Raw genomic sequence first — 23,370 nt, 5'->3', positions numbered from 1 at the left:
CCGGCTACTTTATCACTTCGCGGCTGACCATCATCCGCTCCAGCGCCTTCTCATCCACCGCATACCGTACCCCGTTGGTTTCGTCGGGCACGATGAGCGTGCAGCGGGAAGTAATATCGACCGCCGGCAGCGTAATATCCTCGGTAAAATACCGTTTGCTTGCCGCGATATCATGGGCCAGGGCCCCGAAGTTAGGCAAGCTGGCGAAAGAGATATTCTGCACCCGGCCGATGCCCAGCTCGGTCATGCCGCCGACCCAGACCGGCACGTTATGCTCCATGCACAGGTCGTGAATCTTGACCGATTCGCACAAACCGCCGCAGCGGCTGGACTTGATGTTGATTATCTTGCAGCTTCCAAGCTCGATGGCATGCCTGGCAGTAGCGACGGAAACGATGCTCTCGTCAAGGCAGATCGGCGTTTTGATAGCCTTCTGCAGCACCGCGTGGTCGATAATATCGTCCTCGGCCAGCGGCTGCTCGATATACTGAAGGTTCAGGTCGTCCATCGCCCGGAAAAGGTCGATATCGTCCAGCGTATAGTCCGAATTGGCATCCACCGTCAGCGTGATATCCGGATAATGCCGGCGGATTTCCCGCAGCACTTCGATATCCCAGCCTGGCTTAATTTTGATCTTGGTCCGGTGATATCCTTCAGCCAGGTACTTTTCGATTTTAGCCAGCAGCGCCGGGATGGTAGTTTCGATACCTAGGCTGACGCCGACCTTGACTTCATCCTGGGCGCCGCCCAGCAGCGTCTTGAGCGATTTCCCCGTCCGCTGCGCCCTCAGCTCCCACAGCGCGTTCTCAACGCTGGCGATGGCCAGCCGGTTGCCGCGGATAAACGCCACCTGGCGCAGGAAGTCCTCCGGCCCCTCGATATCCTTGTGGAGGATGGCCGGCGCAATCATGTTTTTGATGATATGGAAGCAGGTCCCGTTATCTTCGGGGTTATAAAGCGGCGCGAAAAAAGCCTTGCACTCCCCGAAGCCGGCCAGCCCCTCCGAATATACCTTGACTATTAGGGCATCGCGTTCGACAAAGCGGGTGAAGCTTGTTTCGAACGGATGGGTAAACGGCGTTTTTACGTTGATAATATCAATGCGGTCAATTATCATGCTAGCCCTCTCTCAGCAGTTCCCCGGCCGTGGCCGGAAGCGCCTCTTTATCTACCTGAGTATTTCCTTCTTCTCATAGGTGAAGGCGTCCACCAGCTCCGGGATCAGGTCAAAACCTATGCCCGGTTTCGTGGGGACCGCCACCATGCCCTTGTTGTCGATCGTAATGGGCGGCGTAATGAAGTCCTGATGCCAGTAACGGTCGGAGGCGGGCAGATCGCCGGGGAATTTGTAGTTGGGCAGCGATGCCACGGCGATATTGTGGGCCCTGGCCAGCCCCGAGTCCAGCATACCGCCGCACCATACCGGGATGCCGTAGGCTTCGCACAGGTCGTGAACCTTCTTGGCCTGGGTCAGGCCACCGACGCGGGCGACTTTGATATTGATAGTTTTCGTGCTGCCGAGTTCAATCGCCTTGCGGGCGTCTTCGACCGAATGGATGCTTTCGTCCAGGCAGATTCTGGTCTTCATAATCGCCTGCAGCTTGGCGTGGTCGACGATGTCGTCATGGGCCAGCGGCTGCTCGATCATGATCATGTCAAGCTGGTCCATTTCCTTGAACAGGTCAATGTCGTCCAGGGTATAGGCGGAGTTGGCGTCAGCCATGAGCATGATGTCGCCGAAACGCTTGCGAACGGCTTCGAGATATTTCAGGTCTTTGCCGGGTTTGATCTTGATCTTTACCCGCTGATAGCCTTCGGCCATAAATTTCTCGACAACCCGCAGCAAAGCGTCGGGAGTTTCCTGAATCCCGATGCTGATGCCGGATTCAACTTTGTCGCGCGTGCCGCCCAGTGCCTTAGCCAGCGGAATATTCCGCTCCTTCGCGTACAGATCCCACAGGGCGCAATCCAGAGCCGATTTAGCCATGTTATTCCGGCGGATCTGGGCGAAAAGCTGCTGAATTTCTTCCGGGTGATTGATTTCGTCTTTGCTGAAAAGCAGCGGAATAAGGAAGTCCTCAATGATATGCCAGGCCGTGGTGGTGGTTTCCTCGTTATACCACGGAGCGGCGAAAGCGGGGCAGTCGCCGTAGCCGACATGGTCCTTCGTATGCAACGCCGCCAGGATGAAGTGTTTTTCGTGCATAGCCCCGAAACTGGTTTCAAAAGGCGCTTTAAACGTCATTTTCATTCGCCGCAGAACAATCTTATTTACTTTCACAATACCTTCCCCCTTCATAGTTCAGGCCGCTTCCGCGCAAACTCCCGTTTATAACCAAGCGCGTATCAGTCTATATAGGTGTGTTTACCGCTTTTCATCGTCATGCTGGCAAAAGCCGACAGGCAGGCGGCCCCGATCAGGAACCAGAAGGCCGCGTCGTAAGAGCCGTCAAAGATACTGATCATAAAGCCGATAATTACCGGTGAAATAAAGCCAGCCGACTGTCCGCCGACATTTATCATGCCGCTGGCCGAACCGACCACTTTGCCCGGGAGGAGCTTGGTCGGCAATGACATCGCCGCCGCCAGCACGAAGGACTTGAAGAAATAAACCAGACACTGAAAGCCGATAACCATATAAACGGTTTCCGCCGTGTACATGAAGTAAAGGAAAAATGCGGTTAGCAGAGCGCTGAACATCAACATATACTTCTCCCGGCCGTCGAAAAAGCGGTCCATGACCCATCCGCCAATAGCCGTAGAAGTTCCGGCGGCGATAAATGGCAGCGGCGTTAATAGCCCGATAGCCTTCAGATCCAGATGGCGCACCGTCAACAGGTAGGTAGGCATCCAGGAGTCGAGCCCCTTGTTGACAAGGCTCAGCCCGAACCAGGCAAGAACGAGCTGCCACATCAGGGGCATCTTCAGCAGTACCCTGAGGCCAACCTTTTCCGTTTGGCCTGGCTTTTCCTGCACTTCCTCGGCCTGAGCCGGCCGGACTGCAAACCAGTACACCAGAACAAAAGCGACGCCGGCGATGCCGATTACGCCGAACATATGCCGCCAGCCGAGGTAAATCAAGAGAGGCGCAACAATCATCGGTGCGATGGCGCTGCCCACATAGTTCGAGGATAACAGGCCGGCGGTCATTTTCGGCCTTTCGCTCCGCGGAAAATGTTCGGCTACGCCCTTCAGGCTGGCGCAGGGAAAAGCGCCTTCGCCAAGGCCGAACAGGAGGCGAATGACAATGAGCGCCGTCAGCGACCACGCCAGGCCGGTAACGGCTGTGAACGCGGACCATACCAACAGCGAAATGACGATAATCCGCTTGGAGCCAAATCTGTCGGCCAGCCAGCCTCCCGGCAGCTGCATGAGCGCATAGCCTACAAAAAAGACGCTTAAAACCATCCCCATTACCGAAGGATTCAGGCTGAACTCCTTGCCTATGGAGGCCAGGGCGATATTGATGGCGGCCCGGTCAATATACGAAATACACCAGCCAACATACAAAAGGATAAAAACGAGATACTTTCCGGTGGGCTCTTTGATTTTCTTAACTGCCGTTTCCATTGACAACCCCTCCTGCTTCATAAACTTTAAAATCTATAATCTCCTGGTTACCCACCTAGAAAAAATAGCCACTAGAACTGAATACCTCAGCTATAGTGGCTGCATCGCCTCTTTACCCGCCTAATCACGCCCGGTCACCTATCTTCCTGGTGTAAACTTGCCATATCAACCAAACGCGCGAATATTTGTCAACATCGATTTTCGAATTGTGGCTTTTATTCGGTTAATGTTATTATATAGCTATGGTTTTGACTTTAATATGTCCTTAATTCGACTGTAAAAACTTCCGGGAAAGAGGGCTCCAAACATGAAAGTTGGCATTGTGGGACCGCCGGCGGTCGTCGAGAAAATCACCCAAATTATCGGGCGGGATTTTCATCAAATTGAGGCAACGATTTTTCCGTACCGTGAGTACAGCGATGTACCCACGCTCATCGCCGGCCGCCAGGAGCATCTGAACGCCCTTTTATTCGCCGGCGCGACCATTATGTCGTATACGGAAAAGCAGATTAAGCCGACCATCCCCTGGGAGTTCATCCCCCGCAGCGGCAGCGCTCTCGCCCGGACGCTGCTGCAGATCGCCCTGGCGGGAAAGTATGATATCCGGCGAATCAGCTTCGATTTATACAGTGTGGACCAGCTGTCCGAAATTCTCGAAGAAATCGGCTTCACCAAAGACGAGGTCAAAGTGTACACCGTCAGCAAGAACCCGTTCGACGCCGATTATTTTGACTATATCTGCGCCTTTCACGAGCAGCTTTATCGCTGTAATAAGGCCTCCTGCTGCATTACCGGCTTTACCAATGTCCATAACTGGCTTACCGCCAAAAACATCCCCTGTTTTCGCGTCGACCCCACTGCCAGTATCATTCGCCAAACCTTGAACAAAATGCAGCTCAATCATCTCATCCAGGTAAGCCAGCAGAGCCAGATCGTGACCCTTTGTGTCCGGACAGACTCTCCGGGCGAGTATTCGCTCCTGCGGGAAAATGAATACCAGTATATTATCGACAAAACCAATATCGCCAGGCAAATCTACCTGTTCGCCCAGCGCATCCAGGCGGCGGTGGTTGAGGTAGGCATGCGGGAGTTCCTTCTCTTTTCCACCAAGCAGCTATTGGAAAGCGTAACCGATAACTTCGAAAAAATCGAGCTGCTGGAAACCGTAGAGAAAAACACCTCCAGCACGGTCAGCATCGGCATAGGCTACGGCCAAACGGCTCAAGAGGCCAGGCAAAGCGCCAGTCTCGGCATGGAAAGAGCCAGCAAACTTGGCGGCAATAAAGCGTTCATCGTCTATGGCGGCAACAAAATCGTCGGCCCGATTCACCACACCGTCGATGAGCGCCAAGAAAAAACCGGCGAAAAGATCGATAAAAAATTTTTTACCATATCCGAAAAATCCGGCGTCAGCATAAATACGATATTCCGGCTTTACAGCATCCTTGAGCATCAGGGAAAAACACGGTTTACCACCGCTGAACTGGCCGACCTGGCAGGCGTAACGACGCGAACAATAAACCGGATCCTGTCCAAGCTGGCGCTTCACGGGTTCTGTACCGAAGTCGGAAAACGGGTCCTGACCAAGGGCCGCCCGAGCAGAATTGTCGAAATCATATTCCCCTGAAATGAATTGCCTAAGCAAAACACACCGTTCTTATTTAACCTTGCGGTAAAACTGGCGGCAGGCCCCGTCTTTGTCCGCCCACTTGCCGCAGACCGTCACGCCCAGGCGGAATGCCGTCTTCTTATTGCGGTCGCGCTTTCAACTGTTATTTTATTTGTCAATAGGCCGCACCTCGCCCCCCTCATCCCACAAACTATATGTGCAAGGAGGGAGACGACTAAAAACGCCCCGACAAAATGTCGGGGCGTTTTTCCGTTAGAGACCTGCTTCCATACCGGCCCGGAAGGCCTTGATGTTTATCTCGGCGGTGCTTGCCTTGACGTTCTCGCGGATGGCGGCCTCCCCAGTCGATGTCGGTCAGCCCCATGCCTTTCACCAGGGCCCCGAACAATACGATGTTCATCGTTTTGGCGTTTGGCTCCAGATCAGTGTACCTTTGTCAGCATATATATCGCTGTATAAATCAGTATGACATTTGTTATCACCTGAAACAGCCCCTGGCGCACTAACGGAAAAATCGAATGCCCCAAAAACACCCCCGCAGCCGTGACCGGCGCCAGCATCAGCGTCGCAAAGATGGCATCGGCTTCAACACTTCCGGTCACCGCCTGGGCCACAAAAGTAACCGTGTAGACAATGCCGAAGAAGGCAAGCGTTGTACTTCTGGCGACCTCTTTGTCGGTATTGTTGGCAATAAAATAGAGCGCCAGCGGGACGCCGGGCATGCCGATACTTGCGGCAAGAATGCCTGAGATAATACCCGCCGCCAATTCCCAGCGCGAATTATGTTTTTGCCGGATAGCATTATTATTCTTGCCGGCCCTCTTTTTATATTGACCGTATAGTGAAAAAATCGTTACCCCGAGAATAATACCGCTAATTATTACCTTTAAAGAATCCAGGTTTATGAACAGATAAATCCATAAACCCAGCGGAACCCCCGGAATACTCCCGGCGACAAGCCGGCGAAACAGCCCATAGTCAATCTTCTGTCTGATTCGGGGCAGTAAAATGACCGCTATGAAAAAAGAAAGATAAATGCTTATTTGAATAGCTTCCCGCGAATTATAAAGCAAAAGCAACAACGGCGTCGCCGTAATCGCGAAACCAAAGCCGGTAACCGCCTGTAATGTCGCGGCTAAAAGCACAATTATCGCGGCATATAGCCATTCTATCATTTTATCACCGGCTTCCCGCCGTACTTGCCACGATTAGCGCCTGCCGCCAGCCATAGCCCTGGAGGCCGGCAAGCTTCGCAAAGAAAGCATACAGACCGCACCGATAAACGGCCCTGCCGCCAAGCTGGCAAAGGCAATCCCCCAACCGTAGCCATCGAGAAGTATCCCGAAAAGTTTCGGAGTTATTACTGTCATGCTGTAGCCAATCACCGACTGAAAACCCAATGCCAGACCGAGGCCATTCTCCGGTACGAGTTCGGTGAGGCCGGCTTTGAAAATGGCCGAGTCGGCCACAATGAAAAATCCGTAAACAAGGCCGATCACCGTGAACAACCACATTGGCGCGGCAGCCAGCCAGCCGAAAGCTAGCGCGCACGCCCCGCTTACCAGCATGGCGACGGCCGCGGTAATACTGCGGCCGATCCTGTCTGACAGCCAACCGGCCAATCCTGGAGATATCCCCCCCATGCCCGTGCAGGCGGCGGCGATTACCCCACCGAAAGCCAGAGCCGAGTTGGCGTCAAACCCCTTCATGGTCAGGGCATAGCTGAAAAACGCGCCGATCCAGCCCCAGAAAGCGTAGAGTTCCCACATATGGCCGGCATAGCCGCCGATAATCAGCCAGGCCGCTTGGTTGGATTTCAGCGGCAGACGGGAGCTGGGCGTTTTGTCCACCCGGGTAATCATCGTTGTGACCGGCGGCTCCGAGACCCTGAACCAGACAAGAGCGGCAGCCGGAAAAGCCCATACGCTGGTCGCGAGCAGGGCGGCCTGCCAGGAAAATAGCGATGCCAGCGGCGAGGCGACAAAATAAGCGCCGGCATATGCCGCCACGGTCGAACAGGTATAGATGCCGATCACCCGTCCCCGCTCCCGGCCCGGATACCAGCGGCAAAGCAGCTGCATGCCGGGTACGTACAATCCGCCCTGCCCAAACCCGGCCAAAGTCCGCCACAACAATGCCGACGTATAGTCGTGAGCAAAAAAGACAAACCCCAGTCCCGCCAGTCCGGTCTCCACCGCCGACAGGGCAAAGGTAAGCCGGCCGCCTATCCTGTCGGTAAGCCAGCCGGTGAAAAGAACAGCCGCAACGTAGCCAAACTGAAAGGCCCCAAGGATCGTGCCTGTCTGATCGTTCGTCAGCCGCCATGCCTCTTTGAGCACGGGAATAACGGCGGCAAAATTGTACCAGATAAGCATAGCGGCAAATTGCGCCAGACACAGCAGCACAAGCACCCTTGTTTTATTGCCCGTATCCCATGCCAAGTTTTCCTCTCCTCCCGGCAATGTTTTCCCCTGCTGGGCGCCGTTCCGCCACGAACAAAGAAAGCTGCCTAGCAGCTTTCTTTCATCAGTTCAACGGTATCGCCGTTCCTGAGGCCGGCGGCGTTCGCCTCATCGAGATCGAGATGCAGCTCCAGCCTGAACATATCGCTCACCCTGACCAGCACTTCGTTAAAAACCAGTCCTCTGGAACCGCCTGTCCTGACGCTCACCCGTTCGCCATCCCGGCAGCCGAAAACGCCCGCGTCCGCAGGCTGCATATGAATGTGGCGGGCGGCGACGATGGCCCCTTCCTTGACGGTCACCGTTCCCGTCGGCCCCACGAGCGTCAGGGGGGCGGAATCTTCCAGGTCGCCCGAGTCGCGCACCGGGGCCTTTATCCCCAGGCGCACGCAGTCGGAAGGGGCAAGTTCCACCTGGGTTTTAGCGCGCAGCGGCCCGAGAACCCTTACATCGCTTATCGCCCCTTTCGGCCCGGCCACCAGCAGCTTCTCCTGGCAGGCGAACTGTCCAGGCTGTGATAAATCCTTGCAAAGAGTCAGGCGGTCGCTGCCGAAAAGAACCAGCATGTCGGCCAGCGCCAGATGAACATGTCTGTTGGAAATGCCCACCGGAATGGACGTTGCCGTCCGGACCGGTAAAGGCGCTTGTCCGTCCTGCTGCAGGCGCTTCATCACCGCCTCGGTGATAACATTAGCCAGTTGTTTCGAATCCACGGGCTCACCAGCCTTCGATATCTATTGCAGCTGCATCTGTTTAAGGACCTGCCTTACGACACCGGCAATATCGTCGGGTGAGAAAGCGCTGGCGACCTGATCCTCCCGCGTTTCTCCCAGTTCGACCTTCCTGGTGCCGTAGGCCAGCCTTTTAACGTTAACTAAGTGACGGGGCCCAAGGTTCTCGGATATGCTGCTGCCGCCCCAGGTACCGCAGCCAAGGGTCATCGACGGCGTCAGCCCGGTGGAGTAGCCTATCCCCCCGAGCGCCGACGGAGTGTTCACAAGTATCCGAAACACCGGTTTGCGGATAAACTCGCGAATGACCCGCTCGTCGGTCGAGTGTATGGAAAAGCTGTGGCCGATGCCGCCGAGTTTTAAAAGCTCAATACTCAGAAGACAGGCTTCGTGCCAATCGTTAACCGTGTAAAAGGCGAGCACCGGCGTAAGTTTCTCATAGGACAGCGGATAAGCCGACCCGCAGCCCTGCAGGGGAGCGATAAGCAGTTTCGTGCCTGCCGGCACGCTAATCCCCGCCTTATCGGCTATCTCCTTGACAGTCTTACCGACCATGGCTGCGTTCATTCCGCCCCGCGGCGTCATCACCACACCGCTCACCTTGCGGACATCATCGTCGTTCAGGAAGTAGCAATGCTGCCGTTTCAGTTCGGCAATCAACGCCCCTTCGATCGGCTTATCGGCGATTATTGCCTGCTCGGAGGCGCAAATCATGCCGTTGTCAAACGTCTTGCTTGTCACGATATCCCGCACCGCCTGGGCCACATCGGCGCTGCGCTCAATGAACGCCGGCACGTTGCCCGGCCCGACGCCGAAAGCCGGCTTGCCGGCGCTGTAAGCCGCCCGTACCATGGCCGAGCCGCCGGTGGCGATGATGACTGAAACATCTTCATTGTGCATGAGTTCTTCGGTGGCCTGCATCGTCATCTGCGACAGACAGCCGATAAGTCCGTCGGGAGCACCGGCCTCGGCAGCCGCCTCTTGAAGAAGCCGGGCAGCGGCCCCGGAGCATTTGGCGGCATTGGGGTGCGGTGAAAAAATTATGGCGTTGCCGGCCTTCACCGCAATTAGCGCGTTGTGAATAACCGTCGACGTGGGATTGGTAGTCGGCGTCAGGGCCAGAATAACCCCCATGGGCACAGCCACTTCGACAACCTTGCCGTTTTTATCCTCGCCGATAATGCCGGCCGTTTTTATCATCTTGATATAATCATAGACATCGCGGGCGGCAAACAAGTTCTTTATGACCTTATGTTCAACAATACCGTAATTCGTTTCCTCGACCGCCGCCCTGGCAAGCAGTTCGGCATTTGCGGCCGCTTTTGCTGCCATCGCGGCAACAATTTTCTCTATCGCCTGTTCGCCGTATTCGCAGAAAGCTTCCTGGGCTTTCTTCGCCTTGCGCACCAGGTCTCTGGCCTCCTGGATGGAACTCAGGTCAAAATCCAGTGCCACCGGCAATCATTCCTTCCTGTGTCTGTTATTCAGCGGCTGGCCTTGATGATGGCTTCGAGAAGCATCGCCTTGGTGGCCGAGGTGATATTACGCCCCTTGATGGGCAGATCGGGGATGGAGCGGGCCAACCGCCGCAAATCGTCAACCGTCATCGCCGCCAGAGTATCAACGGTTGTCATTTCATCCATGACGCCGCCGGCGTCGCCCTGTTCTTCAGCGACCGGCGGACAGGCAGGCAATTGCGGTAGAATCGCAGCGACGCTTTCGTCCGGACGGGGGATGACATGCACGGCGAACAGCTCGCCCACTTGCTTGGCGGCCGCCGCCCCGGCGTCAACGGCCGCCTTAACGGCGCCGACCTCGCCTTCAACCATAACCGCCACCAGCCCGCCCTCCGCATGCACCTTGCCAAGCAGCATCACATTAGCGGCCTTGAGCATGGCATCGGCAGCTTCCACCGCGCCGACCAGCCCTCTGGTTTCAATCATGCCCAGAGCTTGCGTAGCCATTGCCTACCGCCCCGCTTTGGCAACATCGTTGGGCAGAATCATTTCCACTTCGCCATGAGGACGGGGAATGACGTGAACCGACATCAGTTCGCCCACCCGCTGAACCGCGGCCGCACCGGCATCAGTTGCCGCCTTGACGGCGCCCACGTCGCCCCGCACCATTACCGTCACCAGACCGCCGCCCACCAGCACCTTGCCGATGAGGCGGACGTTTGCCGCCTTAACCATGGCGTCGGCAGCCTCGACGGCGCCTACCAAGCCTTTTGTTTCAACCATTCCCAGAGCTTCAAGTTCCATGATGATCCTCCTAAACTCTTCTATTTCGCCTTTTTCTGGCAATCATTCGGCAGAATCATTTCCACATCGCTATGAGGCCGGGGGATGACGTGGACCGAGATCAGTTCGCCCACCCGTTTGGCAGCCGTGCCCCCTGCATCGGTAGCCGCCTTAACGGCGCCTACGTCGCCGCGTACCATTACCGTTACCAGGCCGCCGCCCACCAACACCTTGCCGATGAGCTGCACATTAGCCGCTTTCACCATGGCGTCGGCGGCTTCGATTGCGCCAACCATGCCTTTTGTTTCCACCATACCCAAAGCTGCCAGTTCCATTAGCCAAACCTCCTGTTATCTGTGTTTGCCGTTTATCCTTGATTATTGTTATCGGCAGGCAGAATAAACTCGACATCGCCATGGGGCCGGGGAATGACGTGAACCGACATCAGTTCGCCCACCCGCTTGGCCGCCGCGCCGCCGGCATCGGTAGCCGCCTTGACGGCGCCCACGTCGCCGCGTACCATTACCGTTACCAGGCCGCCGCCCACCAGCACCTTGCCGATGAGCTGCACATTAGCCGCTTTCACCATGGCGTCGGCGGCTTCGATCGCCCCTACCAGACCCTTGGTTTCCACCATACCTAAAGCAATATTGGTCACGTAAAGTTCCTCCTCACGTTTAATCCGCCGCCCTGGCGGTCACCGGAGATACTGCCCAGCCAGTTTTACGGGCCGGCGACAAAAAATATCTTCGCAGTGTCGGCCCCCGCCAAGCTTACCCTGGCGCCAGCCGGTAAAAAAGCCGTATCGCCGGCCCGGCCGGTGTATTCTCGATCATTGATCCGGTACTTCACCACTCCGGACAGCACGTAATGAATCTCACTCCCCTTGACCTCCCTGGCCTGGGAGGCCGTCGCTACCAGCAAGCCGGCTGAAAGCGGGGCACAGTCGGTGCCGCCGAAAATATTGCTCACCGTTTCCTTACCGTTGCCGTCGCCGATATTCAGGCACTCGCCCCGCGCCAACTTGAAACCGCAGGGGTCTGCCTCATGCGCCGCCGGTTTCGCCAGCCCCATGGCGGCGATAACCTCTTCGACGATCCTGGCAATCGTCGCCTGATCAACGACTTTCGGTCCCGGTCCGCCCGGCCGTTCGCCAGCGGGACGCTGGCAGACCGCCGCTCCCTCGACGATCTCGATGCCGTAGTCGCGGGCGGCGTCGCGGGCCGCCGGCGTTACTATGGTGCCGGCTTCCAGGCAGACGCTCTTCTCCTTATTATCAAGCCATGTCTTGACATCAGCCGCTGTAACCAAATTGCGCATATTCCTTCACCTCCCGTCGGCTTCCGCCGTTAGTCAGCACAAGTATTGTTTCAGACTGGGGTGCGGCGAAGGGATAACCACCTTGTCCACAAGCATGCCCTTGCCGGCCGCCGAGGCCGCACCGGCTTCCACCGCCGCCGCCACCGCCGAGACATCGCCGGTGAGGGTGGCGAAGGATTTGCCGCCGATGCCCGTTCCGGCCCTGATTTCCAGTATCTCCACCGCCGCAGCCTTGGCGGCGGTGTCGGCGGCAACAATCAGCGACGCTACAGAAAATGCCTCGATAACGCCGAGCGACCCGATCTCGGCAACCGGCGTCACCGCTCTGATAGCCTCGATAACCGACGGATGAACATTCGGCAGGACAAAATCGTCGATAACCGCTTCGGCGCCGATGCTGCGGCCGGTGTCGGCCGCGCTCTGAACAGCCGCGACCTCGCCGCAGACCATGACCAGATACTTCCCGCAACAGGTGGGCTTGGCCTCCAATAGCTCGACCTGTGCCGCTTTGACCATAGCGTCGGCGGCTTCCATGCCTCTGGCGATACTGGTGAATTCAACAAAGCCGATGGCGCGAATCATCTGCCGGCACTCCCTTCCGCTGCTGTTATCACAATCCGGTCGGCCGCCACCGTCGCCACGCCGGCGATGCTGGCGTGGAGGCTGGCCCCGAGGGCCCCGTCCGGGATGCGGGCCACCAGGTCGCCCTGACGCACCGTCTGGCCTGCTTCGACCACCGGCTGGCCGGGAGCGCCGACATGTTGCTTGAGCAGCAGTTCCACCCGCTTGACGGCAAGCGGCCGGCTGTCGAGGGGCGCCTGGCGGTCATAGCCGCCGAGGCCGGTCCTGGCGATCAGGCGCTTGACCGGAATCTTCCGGTAGTCCATCATCCTGTCGCAGCACTGTTCGACCGGCGGCCCGTCAGCCTTTATCCCCTGCTTGGCCAGCGCCTGTTTTAGTGCGCTGTTGATAGTCCGCGGCGACAGGCCGAGCGAGCAGGCGTACTGCTCGCAGACGCCGCACTCCGAGCAAGCCAGCGCCATCTTCAGAAGCGCCTCCTGGCCGTTAATGTGCTTGACGCCGCGCATGACTTTATGCGGCTCCAGCCGGTGCCCCAAAAGGTAGCGGGGACACAGATCGGTGCAGTAGCGGCACTGCATGCAGGCCGCATGGGCCCGCTTGAACAGCGTTTCCACCGGCAAAGTTCTTTTCCTGATGAGCTGATGCTCTGCCGGCAATACAACAAGGCCCTTGGTGGTTTTGGTGATCGGCTGGCTTAGGTCGGCAACCAATTTGCCCATCATCGGCCCGCCGTCGAGCACCCGCAGGCCTTCCAGCTTCTTGACGCCGGCGAGGGCCAGCGCATCGGCCACCGACGTGCCGACAGGCAGCCTCATGGTCACCGGCTGAGCTACCTCGCCGGCAACCGTCACATAGCTGTGGGTCACCGCGCCCCCTTCCAGGGCCGCGGCCACGTTGAGCAGCGTTTCCACATTGGTCACGACGCAGCCGACGCTCAGGGGTATGGCCCCCTGGGGGACCAGCCGGCCGATCGCTTCGTGGACAAGCACATGCTCATCGCCGGCCGGGTAAAAGTCGCCGAGGATTTTAAGCCGCATATTCTTGCCGACAGCCGCCTCCAGGGCGGCGATTGCCCCCTTATGCTTGCCCTTGAGAGCGATGATCCCCTCGGCGGCGCCGGTGGCTGTCATCACGGCGGCCAGGCCCTTGACAACCTGGGCGGCAGCCATTTCCATAAGCTGCTGGTCCACGCGGAGAAGCGGCTCGCATTCGGCGCCGTTGACAATCACCGTGTCGGCATTCGCCGCCACCTTGACGTGGGTGGGAAACCCGGCGCCGCCGGCGCCGACGACTCCCGCCGCCCTGATCTTGGCGATGATTTCCTCACGCATGCTAACTTACCCCTCCGGGGGTCTTCTTTTCAGCGTCTATGATACCGACAATTATTGCGTCAATGGGGGAACAGTCGAGATTTCCCATCTGACGGGCCGAACTGCCTTCGGTCACGATTACCTTTTCGCCGATGCCGGCGCCGATGAGGTCGGCAGCCACAATGACCGCCCCTTCCTCACCCCGGGATCGGTCAAACAACTGGACAATCATCAGCTTGACCCCAACCAAAGCCTCATCCTTGCGGGTTGCCCACACGTTGTCGATAACCTTGCCTATCCGCATTTCCGCCCCCCCTTCCCGTAATCTTTATCTCCAAGCTACGCGCGTGCGCCGACCACTCCGCGCTTGGCGAGCTCCTTCATGACGGTCTCGATAATGATACTTTCCAACTGCTGCTTGTCGGCGGCCGCTGTTTCTTTTACTTCCAGCCCCAGCAGGCGGGCGGCGTTTTTGTACATCACCTTTTCCCGGACCTCAGGTTTGAAAGGCAGCTTCTCGTAGTTTCGCAGCGCGTCCTTGAAGTCGACGAACGGATGGGCGCTGGCGTACATCACCTTATCGCTGATGATAGTGTTTATGGCGTGGGTGTAGGCTTCCGACATCGGGAAGAACTCGTACTCCGACAGCTCGAGATAAACGTTCTCATTGCGCTGAGCGACGATTATCATCTCGTTGACCCACGGATAGCCGCCGTGGCTGACGACGATTTTCAACTCAGGAAAATCGCGGGCCACAAAGTCGATATAGCGGGGAGCGACGTGGTCGATGACCGCGTTGGGCACAAGAGTCGCCGGCCCCGTCGTAATCACCAGCGGCACATCGAGTTCGCAGCATTTGGCGTACAGGGGATAGTATTTGGCGTCGTTCACGTAGATCTGGGCAAGATAGGGGTCGATGGCCGCCCCCCTGAACCCCTGCTCTTCGACAGCCTTATTAAGCTCATACACCGCCCGCATGCCTTTATGGGGGTCGAGGCCCCAGTAGCCGATGAATTTGTCGGGGAATTTGCTGACAAATTCGGCCACGCTGCCGTTATTGGCTTTAGACGCGTAGGTTGTCTCACAATCGCGGCCGGTTATTACCGCCTTGATGACGCCATGGCGGTCCAGATCAGACACCACGTCTTCCAGTGTCTGCGGTTTCATCTTGGTAAAATCTATAGCCGCGCACAGGCCCTTGAAGGCCGTGTTGTTGGCGATACCGTCGAGAACGGCGGCCGTGTTCGGCCGGAAACGAAAGTCGATTATTTTCATGAAGCTCCTCCTTCGGGGGTTGGGCAACCGGGAGCTTACTGTTTTCCCAGCCGCTCTTTCGCCAGTTGCTTGAGGGATTTGAACCTGTCGTCGCCTAGCTTGCTGTCGCCCAGCGGGTAGTCGCGGTCCAGGTACCGATATTTGGGCTGGCCCATCCGGTGATAAGCAAGCAGTTCATAATCGACATTGGCTTTGCCGGCAAGAAACCCGGCAATCGCGGCAATATCCTCCTTGCTGTCGTTGAACCCGGGGATCACCGGCGTCCGCGCGAGCTTCGGCAGCGCCGGGAACTCCTCGCACAGCCTGGTAAAGTTGGCCAATATCGCCTCGTTGCCGGCGCCTGTGTACTCTTTGTGTTTCTTAGCATTGATTGTTTTGATGTCGAAAATGATCGTGTTCAGATGCTTGGCGGCTTCGGCCAGCACCGCCCAGTCGCCCAGGCCGCAAGTTTCCATGGCGGTGTTGATCCGCCGGCGCCTGGCCTCCTTCAGGAGAGCGACCGTGAAAGGCCCTTGGGCCAGCGGCTCCCCGCCGGACAGGGTGATGCCGCCGCCCGAGCGGCCGTAAAAGACACCGTCGGCCTCGGCCGTTTTCAGTACCTCGTCCACCGTCATCGTTCTGCCGAAAGTATGCAAAGCTTTCGCCGGGCAGACATCGACGCAGCTGAAGCACGATGCGCAAGTATGGCGGTCGATAGCGATCTTGCCGTCGTCGGCCGCCTTTATTCCTTGCCGGGGGCATGCCTGCCGGCACAGGCCGCAGTCGGTGTCGCCGATACACTTGGTGGCGTTGAACGCCAGTTCAGGGGTGCCGTTCTGCGATTCAGGGTTGCTGCACCACCGGCAGACCAACGGGCACCCCTTCAAAAAAATAATTGTGCGAATACCCGGGCCGTCATGGACGGAATAGCGCTGAATATTGAATACCAAGCCTTTTGGTGGTTGGCCTGAGCCAAATTGTCCGGTCATGCTTCCTCCTAAAAAAGAGCGTGTAAGTCCCGTCCCGGAAATCAGCCAAACCGATACGGGACTCACATCGCTATGGCAGGCGCTAGATGGCAGCGTGCTCGGTACGGGCGATCAGGTCGTCCTGCAGGTCAGGCGACAGATCGGTGAAATAGGCGCTGTAGCCGGCTATCCTCACGATGAGGCCCCGGTATTTGTCTGGGTCCTTCTTGGCTGCCAAAAGCGTTTCCTTGTTGATTACATTGAACTGGATATGCCACAATTTGAGGTCGCACCAGCTCTTGATGAAGGAAACCAGCTTTTCGGTGCCCTCCTCGCCTGCCACGCAGGCCGGGGTAAATTTGATGTTGAGCAGACGAGCCGCCCGCTCGCGATAGTCGTAGTTTTTCGAAGCATAGTTGGACAGGAGGACGGCGGTCGGGCCGTTGGCATCGGCGCCCTGGGAGGCCGAGGAACCGTCCGACAGCGGCGTGTAGGCTTTGCGGCCGTTCGGGGTCGCGCTGACAACCTTGCCGAAAGGTACGTGGGAAGTGAACGGCACATAGCGAAGGTCGAGGTGCACGCCAAGCTCCTGCGAATATTTGCGCGTGAACTCCAGGCATACCGCGTCAAGTTCTTTGGCGATCCCGTCGGCGTATGGGTCGTTGTTGGCGTATTTGGGCGCGTTGGCCACCAGCTGGCGGACGACTTCCTTGCCCTCGAAGTTGGTCTTCATAGCCTCGATCAGTTGGGCCATTGTCAGCTTTTTGTCCTCGAACACCAGCTTCTTGATGGCGGCCAGGGAGTCGACCAGCGTGCCGTAACCCATAAACTCGAAGTAACCGAGGTCGATACCGCCTTCGATAACCGGCGTGTGGATATCCTTGCATTCCTTCATGCACAGGTCGTGCAGGGCCGATCCCAGCGGCCAGGCAAAATGCTTGGCCCGCAGGTTGATGATGACATGCTGCTGCACAAAAGCATGCTTGAGGAAATTGATATGCTGGGCCAGATAGGCGTTCCAGAACTGTTCCCAGGTTTTGAAGCTGCAGGGGTCGCCGGTCTCCAGGCCGATAACCTCGTCGCCGTGGAGCAGCATCTTGCCATTGTACATCGTCATTTCCAGGGCCGCCGGGAAATTAATATAGGCGCAGGGACTGGTGTAGGTATCCCGGTTGGGCATGCGGCACTCCGAACAGCCGGAGACAGCGTAATCATATGCCTCGCCGAACTGAGCCCCTTTAGCCAGCAGCAGTGGCACGACCTCTTCGTCGTTTATCAGCTTCGGAAAACCAGAGCCTTCCTTGATGGTCTCGGCCACCTCGTAGAGGTAGCGGGCCGGCGACCGGCCGTGAATACGCGCCGCCAAGTCGGGGTAATGGAGAGGAAACTCCCGCTTGGACTGCAGGAAAAGATAGGTGAGCTCGTTGGTGGCGTCGCGACCATCAGGAGTCTGGCCGCCGATAGTGACCGCTTCCCAATGGGCGTATCCTTCGTTGAAGGCGCCGCCGGTCGGCGAAATATACAGGTCGATGAACTGGGCCATGCCGACCCACATGCACTCCATAATTTCCAGCACCTGTTCGTCGGTAATCAGACCGGCTTCTACGTCCCGCTTGTAGAAGGGGTAAAAATACTGGTCCATCCGGCCGTTGGAGATTATCGTCCCGGTCTTCTGCTCAAGGCGGGAAAACATCTGGGTAAACCACTGGGACTGCACGGCCTCCCGGAAATTACGGGCCGGATTCTCAGGCACCCATGAACAGATCTCGGCGATTTGCAGCAACTCTTTTTTCCGCTTGGCATCCTTTTCGGCTTTGGCTTTTTCCATCGCCAGCTTTGCGTGCCGCTGGGCCCAGATAACCATCGCGTCGGCGATCAGGATGACCGCCTGCAGGAAGGGCGCTTTCTCCATATTGTCGACAGGGCTGAGCGAATCGAGAGCATCCAGTTTTGCCTGAGCCTCTGCTCTTATTCCTTTGAAACCTTTATTAAGGACCTTTTCATAATCGTGAACCCACTGGATCGAGGAGCGGAAGGACGCTGTTTCGTTGACGATGAACCGTGACTTCAGCGGGTCGTTGGGATCATAGGTCAGCTTCAGCGTATCTTTCGGCAGCGACTTGGTCAGGTTCTCGTGGAAAGTCTTGCCCTTCCAGTAGGGAGCGATTTCCTCCACAACCACCCTGGCTTCGGCCTCGCTGATGCTGAAGGGTGACTCCACCCGGTATGGCAGCTGCTCGATGGCCAGATCGAGGAAGTCGCCGTCAAGTTCGGGATAAAGAATCCCGTAGCGCCCCTGAGTTCCCGCCCGGCCGACGATCAACTGATTATCGTCGATGTAAACGGTGATGTTCTCGGCGATGTACTTCATCGCTTTCGACCACCGGAGTATAAGGGGCTCGCCCTCGGTTTGCCGGAAAGACTCGGTAAAGTATTTCGCCCGCTCCACATCGATGCGCGGCCGGACATTCTTAACTGACTGGAGAATGTCGTATGCCCGGGTGCAAGTGCCAAATTGGGACTTGCCCAGAAGCTCTTCTTGAATGCGTTGTTCTTGCGGTGAAAGTACGGTACAGCAGGTAGTCATTTTCTCTCCTCCTTCATTTCCCAGCCGCGAGGCTGGCCTCATCTGTAACTTAACATTAACTTTGAGACTGCAGCCTCGCGCTGGGCGGCCGGGTGCGTTAAACCTTTTCCGGCACGGCTGCGGCCGGTGCTTCGGCGACTTGGGTCTGGCGGGCGCGGGCGCGGGCGCCTATCCAGCGGGCCGACAAGGCGCTGACCAGGCCAGCGAAGGCCACATAAGCGCAGATCATCGTCGTGTCCCCATTGCCGTATTTCAGTAGCGCCGTGGCAATCATCGGCGTGATGCCGCTCGCGAAAATGCCTGAGAACTGATAGACAAAGGATATGCCGGTATAGCGGACCCTGGTATCGAACAGTTCGGCAAACAACGCGGCCTCCGGCCCGTAGATCGAAGCATAGAAAATACCGAAGGGAATGATGATCGACATCCAGATGAGCGTGACATTGCCACTGCTGCTGTTTATCAACCAGAAAGCCGGGAACGAGGAAAAGCCGGTGATAAGGCTGCCCCAGAAATACACCTTCGTGCGCCCCAGCCTGTCGGACATGTGGCCGAACAAGGGGATGAAGAAGCACATGACGATCGAGGCGATCATGACGCCGAGCAGAGCGTCGGTGCGGGAGATCTTGATGGTATTGGCCAGGTAACCAATAATGAATACCCCGAAGATATTGAAAAACACGCCGTCGATATAGCGGGCGCCCATGCCTGCGAGCACGTTGCCGGGGTATTTCTTGATCATTTCAACGAAGGGAATCTTGACTTCGGCATTTTGTTTCTTGACATTCTGGAACTCCGGCGTCTCCATGACATTCAACCGGATCCAGATACCCACCGCCACAAGTACGACGCTGACGAGGAAGCCGACCCGCCAACCCCAGGCCATAAACTGGGCGTCAGTCAGGGTGTAGGACAAAAGAGCGACGACGCCCGAAGCCAGGCAAAGCCCGATTGACAGGCCGATTTGCGGGATGCTGGCGTAAAGACCACGTTCGGAAGGAGCAGCGTATTCATAGGTCATGAGTACCGCGCCGCCCCACTCGCCGCCAAGACCGATCCCCTGGAAGACTCGCAGCACCAGCAGTATGATCGGCGCCCAGACGCCGATCTGGGCATATGTGGGGACTAGGCCGATAGCCACAGTGGATACGCCCATTATCATAAGGGTCATAACAAGCATGCTCTTGCGGCCGATCTTATCGCCGAAGTGGCCGAAGATTATGCCACCGAATGGCCGGGCCAGAAAACCAACCGCAAAAGTGGCATACGCCAGCATGGTGGAAACAAGCGGGTCCCCGGTTGGGAAATACAGCTTATTGAACACTATCCCGGCCACCACGCCGTAAAGGAAGAAATCATACCACTCGATCGTAGCTCCTATGAGGCTCGCGGTTACCACCCGTTTAACCATTTGCTTGTTGGTATTTTCCATTTCCGTTCCTCCTTCGATGCTCGAGCTGCTGACTTGCCGCGGCCTAAGCCGCTTCCGGTCGACCGATTTCAGTTGTTGGACGCATTGTTATAATGAAAAAGAATAATAACCTGACTGGTCGACCCATATCTATTTTCGTTTTTCGACCACGACTGGCGTTATTTGACACGACAGGAAGTATATACGCCAGAGCGCGGCCAATTCCTACATCCCTCCTTCAAGCAGCAGTGTCGTCTACCATCAGCCATTACTGCTGATTAGACAACGACTCGGCCAGCGCGTTCAGTTCGCCGGCGGTGACAGCCGCCTGTTGGACGGCCTCAGCAATATTGCCCATGGCCTGAGCAACAACCGCGATAGCCTGATTAAGCTGCTCGGTCTGCTCGTGCATCTGGCCGCTGCCTTTCTGAATGGCCTGCAGCACGGCGTAAATCTCGCCTACCGAATCGGCGCTTTGGGCCGCCAGCTTACGAATCTCGTCGGCCACCACGCCGAACCCGCGCCCCGCGTCGCCTACGCGGGCGGCTTCGATAGCGGCGTTCAGACCCAGAAGGTTGGTCTGAGCGGCAACATTCTTAATGACGGTGAGTACCTGGCCGGTATCGCCGGCCTGTCGCTTGGCCTCCGCCGCCAGGCTGGCCATAACGTGAAAATTGGAAGAAATCTCCTCCGTCTCGGCGTTGATTTCTTCCATCGTCGCCGCCATCGCTGTCATACTATCAGTGAGTTGCCCTGCCATTTTACGCAGGTCGTCCTGCAAAGTCACCGCCTGCTGGAAGGATATCGCCCCCGTCACTTCGCCGTCCTGTCCGAAAACAGGCGTAGCCACGGCGATGAACGGGACGCCCCACAAAGAAGCATCCATGCGCTTAACAACCTTCCGCCGCTCCGCCTGCGCTATCTTGATGGTCATTTCCGGGCTAAGGACGGTGCCGGCCTTTATCTTGAGGTCCAGTGTCCGGCCGGGACAATAATACAAGAATTTTTCCCTGTCGGCTATCGAGATGCTGATATCCGCCTGTACCAGCTCCGCAGCCTGCGGCAATATGTGAATGTAATGCTCCAGCGAAACTGCGGACAGTTCCATAATGTCACCTCTCAAAACACGTTACCCAAATACCCCATCGAATTGCGTTCAATACGGAACATATTATAAGCAAGAAAAATGCCAACCCCCGGAAGCCCGGAAATCGGCATTTTTGCACGCATTTTACTATTTAGTTGTGCAACCTTGCCACTATCCGGGTCATAAATAGCCCGAATAGCGTGATAATTAGCCCTTCTATCAACGTTGCAACTTTGCCACTCAACAGTGGCCATCCTGCAACATCAACCCTTAATTAATCCATATTTCCTAATTTTGCGAAAAATCGTCGTACGATCAACCTTAAAATATTTTGCGACAGCCAAAATTGAATCATGGCTTTCAAGCGCCTTTTTCAGCAGTTCCCGCTCGATATTATCGAGGATTTCGGCCAACGAAAGATTGTTGTCTTTGTTAATCGTCGACGGCAGCATATGATTAGGGAGATCCCCCACCTCGATTATTCCCTTTTGACTGGTAATAATAAGGCTCTGGATGAGGTTTTCCATCTCGCGGATGTTGCCCGGCCACGAGTAGTTCAGGAATATATTCTCGACCTCTTGGGAAATCTTCACTCCAGCCCGGTACTTATTATTAAAACCCTGGAGGAAATTTGCCACAAGCGGCAGCACATCCTCTTTACGGTCCCGCAAAGGAGGAACTTTAATAACCGCCACCTGCAAGCGGTAAAACAGATCACTACGGAATGACCCTTCCCGCACAGACGCCTCTAAATCGCGGTTAGTCGCGGCAATAAACCTGACGTCAACCTTCTTAACCTTCGTTGAACCTACCCGGATAATTTCCTGGTCTTGTAGAACCCTTAGCAATTTGGCCTGCATCGTCAGAGGCAATTCGCCGATTTCGTCCAAAAATAATGTCCCTTTATGGGCCATCTCAAAAAAACCCGGTTTCCCTTTGGTATTTGCCCCCGAAAACGCCCCGGCTTCATAGCCGAATAACTCCGACTCGACAAGGTTCGTCGGAATCGAAGCACAGTCTACCTTAAAAAACGGATGGCTGGCCCGCGAGCTCTTTTCGTGAATTTTTCTGGCCAGCACGTCCTTACCTACACCGGTTTCACCGAGAATCAGCACCGTAGCGTCGGTTACGGCGACAACACCTAATAAATTGTGGACCTTTTGCATCGACTTACTTTCAGCAATGACCTTGGTGCTGTAGGCCGGTTTCTTAAAACACTGTACCTCGTTATACCTGGCGATAAGCTCCTTTTGGTAGGCCAACTGCTCTTTCATCTGGTTAAGCGAAATAATATCCCTGACGAAGGTGACAACAAGCACAACCTGCCCGGACTTATCAAAAACCGGATGGCCCTCGAGAACGACCTGTCGTCCAACCTTAGTAATCTGGACCGATGTTTTGGGCTTGCCAGTCTTCACGATTTCGGGATTCAGGGCCACATCATACTTACCTTCCTTAATGAGGTCGGTCACCAGCCGATCCATAAGCTCCTCTTTTGTCAGGCCGGTGAGTTTCTCGTAAGTGCTGTTAATTTTCAAAGTCTTGCCTGAGCGATCTGATATATAGATACCGTCGTTCAGTACATCAAGAATACTATCAAAGTAGTCACTTATTACGACAGGCTCCGCTTTGCACTTACTCATAGTAGCCCACCTCTCGAATCCAATACTCTGGCATAACTCTTGGCCCTAGCATTATTCTGTTTGACTTTAAATTCATAAATCCTGCAAAAAAAATTTACCTCAAAACGCTTTATCGCACCTGGGCCAGATCGAATTCATCGGGAGTGTACCTACAACTGTCACATTTCAAGTATTCGTACACAGATGACCAACCTTAAATCGAATGTAAGTAATAATCCGATTTAAAATATCTTTACATCTTTTGTCCAGTCAATCATCCGCCTCTTCCTCAGGAACCGATATATCTGGCTTACAGTACTCTTTACGTCCATCGGGGTAGAGTCCATAAACGCGCCCTTTACCATCACAGTGAACTGTTGTCAAACCGGCCGCATGAATCGCGGCAATCGCCCTTTTTATTGTGGCCTGTATCGCCTCCAGTGGGGGATTCAATGGTTGGCGCCTCAGTACTTGCACCCTTTTTTCCCGGCAGTATTTTTGTGTCAGCGCCGACGATAAAATGTAGGAAAGTGGCGATATAAAATTGCATATTTGCGGCGGTCGAAAATGATCTGTGATACACTTTTCCCTGTCTT

General features: G+C 56.1%; 24 protein-coding genes and 1 pseudogene. 1 reads left to right on the top strand and 24 read right to left on the bottom strand.

Annotation, left to right across the window (positions count from 1 at the left end; all coding sequences use genetic code 11):
- Positions 1 to 4: 4 nt before the first annotated feature.
- The 3 genes from menC (RIN56_15560) to RIN56_15550 all read right to left on the bottom strand — a co-directional run bounded on the left by menC (RIN56_15560) (position 5) and on the right by RIN56_15550 (position 3,570).
- Positions 5 to 1,117 carry an o-succinylbenzoate synthase gene (menC, locus tag RIN56_15560; protein MDR7868213.1) on the bottom strand — a complete coding sequence of 371 codons (1,113 nt, stop codon included), beginning with the start codon at positions 1,115 to 1,117 and terminating at the stop codon, positions 5 to 7.
- Positions 1,118 to 1,168: 51 nt separating this feature from the next.
- Entirely contained in the window at positions 1,169 to 2,281 is a 1,113-nt protein-coding gene (gene menC / locus RIN56_15555; protein ID MDR7868212.1) for an o-succinylbenzoate synthase, read from the bottom strand.
- Between the two features lie 65 nt (positions 2,282 to 2,346).
- Positions 2,347 to 3,570, bottom strand: a complete 1,224-nt coding sequence (locus RIN56_15550) for an MFS transporter (GenBank protein ID MDR7868211.1) — start codon at positions 3,568 to 3,570, stop codon at positions 2,347 to 2,349.
- Positions 3,571 to 3,877: 307 nt separating this feature from the next.
- Between RIN56_15550 and RIN56_15545 the strand changes: the two genes are divergently transcribed.
- Entirely contained in the window at positions 3,878 to 5,197 is a 1,320-nt protein-coding gene (locus RIN56_15545; protein ID MDR7868210.1) for a helix-turn-helix domain-containing protein, read from the top strand.
- Between the two features lie 217 nt (positions 5,198 to 5,414).
- Here the strand turns inward: RIN56_15545 and RIN56_15540 are convergent, their stop codons facing one another.
- The 21 genes and pseudogenes from RIN56_15540 to RIN56_15440 all read right to left on the bottom strand — a co-directional run.
- Positions 5,415 to 5,600 (bottom strand): hypothetical protein, encoded by a 186-nt coding sequence (locus RIN56_15540; protein ID MDR7868209.1) that lies wholly within the window; start codon positions 5,598 to 5,600, stop codon positions 5,415 to 5,417.
- A 22-nt stretch (positions 5,601 to 5,622) separates the two neighbouring features.
- On the bottom strand, positions 5,623 to 6,375 hold the full coding sequence (locus RIN56_15535) for a sulfite exporter TauE/SafE family protein (protein ID MDR7868208.1): 753 nt from the start codon (positions 6,373 to 6,375) through the stop codon (positions 5,623 to 5,625).
- Between the two features lie 33 nt (positions 6,376 to 6,408).
- On the bottom strand, positions 6,409 to 7,641 hold the full coding sequence (locus RIN56_15530; GenBank protein ID MDR7868207.1) for an MFS transporter: 1,233 nt from the start codon (positions 7,639 to 7,641) through the stop codon (positions 6,409 to 6,411).
- A gap of 68 nt (positions 7,642 to 7,709) precedes the next feature.
- Positions 7,710 to 8,375, bottom strand: coding sequence for a phosphate propanoyltransferase (locus tag RIN56_15525; protein MDR7868206.1), 666 nt, complete (start codon positions 8,373 to 8,375; stop codon positions 7,710 to 7,712).
- 21 nt (positions 8,376 to 8,396) lie between these two features.
- Positions 8,397 to 9,848: an acetaldehyde dehydrogenase (acetylating) gene (locus RIN56_15520; GenBank protein MDR7868205.1), complete on the bottom strand. Its 1,452-nt coding sequence runs from the start codon at positions 9,846 to 9,848 to the stop codon at positions 8,397 to 8,399.
- Positions 9,849 to 10,117: 269 nt separating this feature from the next.
- Positions 10,118 to 10,357: pseudogene (locus tag RIN56_15515) on the bottom strand (BMC domain-containing protein).
- Between the two features lie 3 nt (positions 10,358 to 10,360).
- Complete coding sequence (locus RIN56_15510) at positions 10,361 to 10,654, bottom strand: BMC domain-containing protein (GenBank protein MDR7868204.1); 294 nt, start codon at positions 10,652 to 10,654, stop codon at positions 10,361 to 10,363.
- Between the two features lie 20 nt (positions 10,655 to 10,674).
- Entirely contained in the window at positions 10,675 to 10,968 is a 294-nt protein-coding gene (locus tag RIN56_15505) for a BMC domain-containing protein (protein MDR7868203.1), read from the bottom strand.
- A 32-nt stretch (positions 10,969 to 11,000) separates the two neighbouring features.
- Positions 11,001 to 11,291, bottom strand: a complete 291-nt coding sequence (locus RIN56_15500) for a BMC domain-containing protein (protein ID MDR7868202.1) — start codon at positions 11,289 to 11,291, stop codon at positions 11,001 to 11,003.
- A gap of 65 nt (positions 11,292 to 11,356) precedes the next feature.
- On the bottom strand, positions 11,357 to 11,953 hold the full coding sequence (locus RIN56_15495; protein MDR7868201.1) for an AraC family ligand binding domain-containing protein: 597 nt from the start codon (positions 11,951 to 11,953) through the stop codon (positions 11,357 to 11,359).
- Between the two features lie 33 nt (positions 11,954 to 11,986).
- Positions 11,987 to 12,535, bottom strand: coding sequence for a BMC domain-containing protein (locus tag RIN56_15490; GenBank protein MDR7868200.1), 549 nt, complete (start codon positions 12,533 to 12,535; stop codon positions 11,987 to 11,989).
- Positions 12,532 to 13,866, bottom strand: coding sequence for an SLBB domain-containing protein (locus RIN56_15485; GenBank protein MDR7868199.1), 1,335 nt, complete (start codon positions 13,864 to 13,866; stop codon positions 12,532 to 12,534). Before RIN56_15485 ends, RIN56_15490 begins: the two co-directional genes overlap by 4 nt.
- 1 nt (position 13,867) lies before the next feature.
- The gene (locus tag RIN56_15480) at positions 13,868 to 14,149 is read right to left on the bottom strand and encodes a EutN/CcmL family microcompartment protein (GenBank protein MDR7868198.1); all 282 of its coding nucleotides are present in this window, start codon (positions 14,147 to 14,149) and stop codon (positions 13,868 to 13,870) included.
- Positions 14,150 to 14,184: 35 nt separating this feature from the next.
- Entirely contained in the window at positions 14,185 to 15,120 is a 936-nt protein-coding gene (locus tag RIN56_15475; protein MDR7868197.1) for an amidohydrolase family protein, read from the bottom strand.
- Between the two features lie 35 nt (positions 15,121 to 15,155).
- Positions 15,156 to 16,088 (bottom strand): glycyl-radical enzyme activating protein, encoded by a 933-nt coding sequence (locus tag RIN56_15470; GenBank protein MDR7868196.1) that lies wholly within the window; start codon positions 16,086 to 16,088, stop codon positions 15,156 to 15,158.
- Positions 16,089 to 16,170: 82 nt separating this feature from the next.
- The gene (locus RIN56_15465; GenBank protein MDR7868195.1) at positions 16,171 to 18,654 is read right to left on the bottom strand and encodes a glycyl radical protein; all 2,484 of its coding nucleotides are present in this window, start codon (positions 18,652 to 18,654) and stop codon (positions 16,171 to 16,173) included.
- A gap of 97 nt (positions 18,655 to 18,751) precedes the next feature.
- Positions 18,752 to 20,086, bottom strand: a complete 1,335-nt coding sequence (locus RIN56_15460; protein MDR7868194.1) for an MFS transporter — start codon at positions 20,084 to 20,086, stop codon at positions 18,752 to 18,754.
- Between the two features lie 247 nt (positions 20,087 to 20,333).
- Complete coding sequence (locus tag RIN56_15455) at positions 20,334 to 21,173, bottom strand: methyl-accepting chemotaxis protein (protein MDR7868193.1); 840 nt, start codon at positions 21,171 to 21,173, stop codon at positions 20,334 to 20,336.
- An 11-nt stretch (positions 21,174 to 21,184) separates the two neighbouring features.
- Positions 21,185 to 21,406 (bottom strand): hypothetical protein, encoded by a 222-nt coding sequence (locus RIN56_15450; protein ID MDR7868192.1) that lies wholly within the window; start codon positions 21,404 to 21,406, stop codon positions 21,185 to 21,187.
- Between the two features lie 9 nt (positions 21,407 to 21,415).
- Positions 21,416 to 22,795, bottom strand: coding sequence for a sigma 54-interacting transcriptional regulator (locus RIN56_15445; protein ID MDR7868191.1), 1,380 nt, complete (start codon positions 22,793 to 22,795; stop codon positions 21,416 to 21,418).
- Between the two features lie 343 nt (positions 22,796 to 23,138).
- A partial coding sequence (locus tag RIN56_15440; GenBank protein MDR7868190.1) for a hypothetical protein occupies positions 23,139 to 23,370 on the bottom strand: 232 nt, incomplete at its 5' end.

The sequence above is a fragment of the Sporomusaceae bacterium genome (genome assembly GCA_031460455.1).
Taxonomy (GTDB): domain Bacteria; phylum Bacillota; class Negativicutes; order Sporomusales; family UBA7701; genus Anaeroselena.
The sequence above is the reverse complement of the archived record's forward strand: the minus strand, read 5'-3'. Positions and strand labels throughout refer to the sequence as shown.

Excerpts from the sequence above, each read along its gene's own strand:
- menC (MDR7868213.1), bottom strand. The coding sequence starts at position 1,117 with ATGATAATTGACCGCATTGATATTATCAACGTAAAAACGCCGTTTACC.
- RIN56_15550 (MDR7868211.1), bottom strand. The coding sequence starts at position 3,570 with ATGGAAACGGCAGTTAAGAAAATCAAAGAGCCCACCGGAAAGTATCTC.
- RIN56_15545 (MDR7868210.1), top strand. The coding sequence starts at position 3,878 with ATGAAAGTTGGCATTGTGGGACCGCCGGCGGTCGTCGAGAAAATCACC.
- RIN56_15540 (MDR7868209.1), bottom strand. The coding sequence starts at position 5,600 with ATGAACATCGTATTGTTCGGGGCCCTGGTGAAAGGCATGGGGCTGACC.
- RIN56_15535 (MDR7868208.1), bottom strand. The coding sequence starts at position 6,375 with ATGATAGAATGGCTATATGCCGCGATAATTGTGCTTTTAGCCGCGACA.
- RIN56_15510 (MDR7868204.1), bottom strand. The coding sequence starts at position 10,654 with ATGGAACTTGAAGCTCTGGGAATGGTTGAAACAAAAGGCTTGGTAGGC.
- RIN56_15505 (MDR7868203.1), bottom strand. The coding sequence starts at position 10,968 with ATGGAACTGGCAGCTTTGGGTATGGTGGAAACAAAAGGCATGGTTGGC.
- RIN56_15495 (MDR7868201.1), bottom strand. The coding sequence starts at position 11,953 with ATGCGCAATTTGGTTACAGCGGCTGATGTCAAGACATGGCTTGATAAT.
- RIN56_15490 (MDR7868200.1), bottom strand. The coding sequence starts at position 12,535 with ATGATTCGCGCCATCGGCTTTGTTGAATTCACCAGTATCGCCAGAGGC.
- RIN56_15485 (MDR7868199.1), bottom strand. The coding sequence starts at position 13,866 with ATGCGTGAGGAAATCATCGCCAAGATCAGGGCGGCGGGAGTCGTCGGC.
- RIN56_15480 (MDR7868198.1), bottom strand. The coding sequence starts at position 14,149 with ATGCGGATAGGCAAGGTTATCGACAACGTGTGGGCAACCCGCAAGGAT.
- RIN56_15475 (MDR7868197.1), bottom strand. The coding sequence starts at position 15,120 with ATGAAAATAATCGACTTTCGTTTCCGGCCGAACACGGCCGCCGTTCTC.
- RIN56_15470 (MDR7868196.1), bottom strand. The coding sequence starts at position 16,088 with ATGACCGGACAATTTGGCTCAGGCCAACCACCAAAAGGCTTGGTATTC.
- RIN56_15465 (MDR7868195.1), bottom strand. The coding sequence starts at position 18,654 with ATGACTACCTGCTGTACCGTACTTTCACCGCAAGAACAACGCATTCAA.
- RIN56_15460 (MDR7868194.1), bottom strand. The coding sequence starts at position 20,086 with ATGGAAAATACCAACAAGCAAATGGTTAAACGGGTGGTAACCGCGAGC.
- RIN56_15455 (MDR7868193.1), bottom strand. The coding sequence starts at position 21,173 with ATGGAACTGTCCGCAGTTTCGCTGGAGCATTACATTCACATATTGCCG.
- RIN56_15450 (MDR7868192.1), bottom strand. The coding sequence starts at position 21,406 with ATGGCCACTGTTGAGTGGCAAAGTTGCAACGTTGATAGAAGGGCTAAT.
- RIN56_15445 (MDR7868191.1), bottom strand. The coding sequence starts at position 22,795 with ATGAGTAAGTGCAAAGCGGAGCCTGTCGTAATAAGTGACTACTTTGAT.